A 5,135-nucleotide genomic window follows, 5' to 3' on the forward strand; every position below is an offset into this window, starting at 1 on the left:
TTGATCATCATTGGTGTTTTCCTCCTTCGATATGGATCTTACAGGCGGCCCAGGTAAACCCAGCTCCAAATCCGACCAGTACCAGATCCATGTTTTCTTTGATTTTGTGTTCTTCCCATGCCTGTGCTAACGCAATCGGCACGCTGGCTGCCGAAGTGTTGCCAAACTGATCCAGATTGACAAACATCTTCTCCATTGGGAATTTCATTTTCTTACTGACATATTCTAAAATGCGAATGTTGGCCTGATGTGGGATCATCAAATCCATCTCTTCTACCGGCTGTCCCTGTAACACCCCATAAATCGCATCAGGCATCGCCTGAATCGCAAAGCGGAAGACTTCACGACCATTCATGGATAAATACGGTTTATCCTGTGCTACATTCTCCAAATCCGGCTGTAAAGATCGTCCGGCACAATAGAGCGCATGTTCTTTATCGCCTTTAGAGCGAGCATAGAAATCCATTGTAGAACCATCCTGCGTTCTTTGTATCAAAACCGCACCGGCTCCATCTCCAAACAATACACACGTATTGCGATCGCTCCAATCCAGGATCTTGGATAGAGTTTCGGCTCCAATGACTAACGCATATCCCTTTTGAAGCATCGAAGCTGCACATTGCAGGGCAAACAAGAATCCACTGCAGGCAGCATTGATGTCAAAGGCCATGACCGGTTTATCATTTAACCCTAATGCTTCCTGCACAATACAGGCAACCGAAGGGGTTACGTTATCCGGTGTACAGGTTGCCACGATGATCATGGAAATCTGTGAGGTATTGATTTGCGCATTCTGTATAGCTTTTTGCGCCGCACGTATAGCTAAGTCACTGGTATTCTCTGTTTCAGAGATATAGCGAGAAGCAATACCGGTACGAGTTTGGATCCATTCATCACTGGTATCCACCGCTTTTTTTAAAGCTTCATTTTCTATTTTTGAAGAGGCTCTGGCATAGCCACATCCTACTATTTTGACATTTTCCATGCGCCATCTCCTAAACGTCTAAACTTTTCATAGCGTGCATCCACTAAAGTACGCACCTTGCTATGCAGTGTTTCTTCCAGTGCCTGACGAAGCATCTGATCCATCTTTTCAGCCACACCATGAATATCGGTAGCAGCTCCTCCGAATGGTTCTGGAACAATGGCATCGATGACCTTTCTTTCCAAAAGATCTGCACTTGTCATCTTCATGACATCACAGGCTTCTTTTACACGCGATCCATCCTTCCACAAAATCGAGGCAAAGCCTTCCGGTGAAAGAACCGAATAAACTGCATATTCCAACATAAAGATCTTATCTGCGACACTTAACGCAAGTGCACCGCCACTGCCACCTTCAGAAAGCACGAAACAGATCACAGGCGTTTGTATAGAGGAAAAAGTGTATAAACATTCAGCAATAGCCTGTGCCTGTCCTTTTTCTTCGGCTTCCTTGCCCGGATAGGCACCAGGCGTGTCGACAAATGTGATGACAGGGCGGTGAAACTTCTCCGCCTGTTTCGCCAGGCGAAGAGCCTTGCGGTAGCCCTCGGGTTGTGGCATTCCAAAATGCTGGCGAAGATTTTCCTCCACCGTTTTCCCTTTGGACTGTGCAAGTATCGTAACCGGGATGCCATGGAATCGGGCAATCCCTGCCAACATGGTCGGATCATCTAAGCTCCTTCTATCACCATGCAGCTCCATAAAATCATCAAACAACAATTCTATATAATCCTGGGCTTTCGGGCGGTCAGGACGCCGCGCTAATTCCACATGATCCCAGGGGGTTAATATGGTTTCCTGTTCCAGCTTACGAATTTGTTTCTGGTACTGGTGCCAGGTATCAATATCTTTTTCATCCAATGCCATCTGACGGGCTTTGATCTCACTGATTTGTTTTTGTGCTTCCTTTAAATTCATGATGCACTCCTTCCGGAATGAAATCCCAGCAACATTCCCAATTCCTGCTTCATCTTTTCACGAGGTACGATACGATCGATAAACCCCTTCTCCAAGACAAACTCAGCTGTCTGAAAGTTTTCTGGCAGCTTTTCATGGATCGTATCTTCGATAACACGCTTGCCTGCAAACCCAACCAGGGCATAAGGCTCACTTAAAATGATATCGCCTAACATCGCAAAGCTGGCACTGACACCGCCGGTGGTCGGATGGGTCAACACGGTAATGGATAGTAAACCGGCATCGCTATGTTTCATTAAAGCGGCTGATGTTTTAGCCATTTGCACCAGCGAAAGAATCCCTTCCTGCATACGCGCTCCACCGCTGGTACAAAAGATGATGACCGGCACTTTCTTTTTGGTGGCCAGTTCAATGGCCCGTGTGATTTTTTCACCAACAGCAGCGGACATACTTCCCATAAAGAAATTGGAATCCATGACTGCCAACACACACGGATGTCCCTGAATCTTTCCGATTCCGGTAATCACAGCTTCCCGCATACCCGTTTGATGTTGCATACGTTCCAACTTTTCCTGATAGCCGGGGAAATGATCGGGATCCATACTGATCATTTTCGCTTCCGTTTCTTTAAAAGTATTCTCATCGACAACCTGACGAATCCGTTCACGAGCCGATATCTTAAAAGGATGATGACAAACCGGACAGACATATTGATCCTGAATCAGATCCATTGTCGCAATAGAAGCATGACAATGCGAACAGGTCATAAAAACATGATCCGGAATCTCTTTGGCCTTGGGCTGCGGTTTTTTACGCCACTGGTGAAAGATATCCAGACGTTTTTTCCGTTCCTTAAATAAACTGTCCATTTTCCTTCAACCTTTCTAATAAGATCGGGGCATAGCCAATATGATGACTGCCTTCGATAAATTCCTTCTGGTATAATGCTAGATAATTAAACTCAATATTTGTTTTTACACCATCGATGATCGTTTCTTCCAAAGCCGCCCGCATCTTTTTGATACACTCTAAACGAGTAGGGGCAAACACGATCAGCTTTAAGATCATCGAATCATAATACGGTGAAATCACGCTGCCATTATAGACAGCCGTATCCACACGAACACCAAAGCCGCCCGGTGTATGCATAAACTGAATAGGGCCGGGATTCGGTGCAAAATCATGAGCTACATCCTCGGCATTGATTCGACATTCCATCGCATAGCCGTTGCAGTGAACATCTTCCTGTTGAATCGTCAGTTTTTGACCGGCGGCCACACGAATCTGCCATTTGATAAGATCAATACCGGTAATGGCTTCCGTTACCGGATGCTCGACCTGAATTCGTGTATTCATCTCCATAAAGTAGAAATGTCCCTGAGAGTCCATCAAAAACTCCATGGTTCCCACAGAATCATAACCAATCGACTTTGCGGCGTTTACGGCACTTTGTAGAAGACGTTGACGATTTTCTTCCTTTAAGATGGAACAAGGTGCTTCCTCAATCATTTTTTGATTTTTTCTCTGAAACGAACAATCTCTTTCATACAGGTGAATCACATGACCATAATGATCGCCTAACAGCTGTACTTCGATATGTTTAGGATTTTGTACATACCGTTCCATATACACTTCATCGTTTTCAAAGCAGGCTTTAGCTTCCTGTTCGGCTTCGATATACGCATTTTCCAGCTCATCTTCCTGATAAACGATACGCATACCACGTCCGCCACCGCCATGTCTGGCCTTGATAATGACCGGATACCCGATGGAATCGGCCATGGATCTAGCCTGTTTTAAGCTGGTCAATGAATCCTCACAGCCTTCAACAACCGGTACGCCGGCTTCCTTCATCCGTTTTCGAGCCTGTGTTTTATCTCCCATCAAATCAATCAAGCGTGGACTGGGACCGACAAAGATCATGTCACATTCCTGAACCAAACGAGCAAATTTGGCATTCTCGCTTAAAAAGCCATAACCAGGATGAATCGCATCACAACCCGTTGAGCAAGCCGCCTGTAAGATCATATGCACATTCAGGTAGCTTTCTTTAGCCATGGCAGGACCGATACAAACTGCCTGATCGGCTAACTGTACCGCCAATGACTCTTTATCGGCACTGGAATACACCACGACGGTTTCAATGCCCATTTCCTTACAGGCACGAAGGATACGAACCGCAATCTCTCCTCGATTGGCGATCAGTAAACGGCGGATCATTCCATATCTCCCAATACGATCAAGGCTTGATCAAATTCCACCATCGCTCCATCTTCTACCAGAACTTCTTTGACGGTTCCCTCTTTATCCGACTGAATCTCATTCATGGTCTTCATGGCTTCGACCATACAAATCACATCACCAACATGAACGAGATCTCCTACCTGTACATAAGGTTTATCTTTAGGCGATTTTGCCCGATAGAACGTTCCTACCAATGGCGAATTGACCGTAATCTTTTCTTCAGGTTTGACTTTCTCCACCTCTTTTGGCATCGGGGTGTGCACAATTTGTGTCACCGGTGCATTCATAGAAGGTGTAGCCGGTTTTTCCAAACGAATCTTCAGATTTCCTTCTTCCAGTTCCATATGAGAAAGTCCACTAGCTTCAAAGATTTCAATGATTTCTCTGATCTGATTTGTTTCCATATCCATCGCTCCTTACTGAAAATGAGCCAAGTTTGCTTAGCTCATTGATTGTTTATTAACTTACTTCTTTTTTGCTTCAATGATATCCATAACATCCTGAACTGTTTCCAATTTAGCCAGTTCTTCATCTTCAATACGGATATCGAATTCATTTTCCAGTTCCAATGCCAATTCAACAGCGGCCAAAGAATCAATTCCTAAATCATCATTTAATTTTGCTTCCGGTTTGATCTCTTCTTCATCTACATTGATCGCATCTACCAATACTTTTTTAATTTCTTCAAACATAACTTTTTCCTCCTATTTGTTTTGACATTCAAAACATCTAACGAAGGTATTATAATTACTTTGACTTTCAAAGTAAATAGTTTGATATTCAAAATTTATGATTTTTTACAAAAATTTTATACTTTTTATTCATCATGAAAAAAAGGCAGGACAAAGCCCAATGTCATTAAGTTAAGCTACAAGAAAAGTATTAACTTAAAAACAAAGTAAAGTAAAGCCTGGATTTTGATGAAGTCCAGGCTTTATGATCACTGGTATGATCGGAATCTGTCGTTTACAGGCATGACGAAAAGACAA

General features: G+C 43.8%; 6 protein-coding genes. All 6 read right to left on the bottom strand.

The genetic code is table 11. The features are described from left to right. Positions 1–7: 7 nt before the first annotated feature. Genes U0M88_RS02900 through U0M88_RS02925 form a run of 6 tightly spaced genes read right to left on the bottom strand, consistent with a single transcriptional unit; the run spans position 8 to position 4,838 of the window. On the bottom strand, positions 8–985 hold the full coding sequence (locus U0M88_RS02900) for a beta-ketoacyl-ACP synthase III (protein WP_331868849.1): 978 nt from the start codon (positions 983–985) through the stop codon (positions 8–10). After that, on the bottom strand, positions 967–1,902 hold the full coding sequence (locus U0M88_RS02905) for an acetyl-CoA carboxylase carboxyltransferase subunit alpha (RefSeq protein WP_331868850.1): 936 nt from the start codon (positions 1,900–1,902) through the stop codon (positions 967–969). The genes U0M88_RS02900 and U0M88_RS02905 overlap by 19 nt, the downstream gene beginning before the upstream one ends. Continuing rightward, the gene (accD, locus tag U0M88_RS02910) at positions 1,899–2,771 is read right to left on the bottom strand and encodes an acetyl-CoA carboxylase, carboxyltransferase subunit beta (protein WP_331868851.1); all 873 of its coding nucleotides are present in this window, start codon (positions 2,769–2,771) and stop codon (positions 1,899–1,901) included. The genes U0M88_RS02905 and accD overlap by 4 nt, the downstream gene beginning before the upstream one ends. Further along, positions 2,755–4,122, bottom strand: coding sequence for an acetyl-CoA carboxylase biotin carboxylase subunit (accC, locus tag U0M88_RS02915; RefSeq protein ID WP_331868852.1), 1,368 nt, complete (start codon positions 4,120–4,122; stop codon positions 2,755–2,757). The genes accD and accC overlap by 17 nt, the downstream gene beginning before the upstream one ends. Further along, positions 4,119–4,550, bottom strand: a complete 432-nt coding sequence (gene accB / locus U0M88_RS02920; protein ID WP_181965582.1) for an acetyl-CoA carboxylase biotin carboxyl carrier protein — start codon at positions 4,548–4,550, stop codon at positions 4,119–4,121. The genes accC and accB overlap by 4 nt, the downstream gene beginning before the upstream one ends. Positions 4,551–4,610: 60 nt before the next feature. Then, a complete protein-coding gene (locus tag U0M88_RS02925) occupies positions 4,611–4,838 on the bottom strand; it encodes an acyl carrier protein (RefSeq protein WP_022789564.1) in 228 nt (75 codons plus the stop codon). Positions 4,839–5,135: the final 297 nt, after the last annotated feature.

The sequence above is a fragment of the Faecalicoccus sp. genome (assembly GCF_036552745.1).
GTDB lineage: Bacteria > Bacillota_I > Bacilli_A > Erysipelotrichales > Erysipelotrichaceae > Faecalicoccus.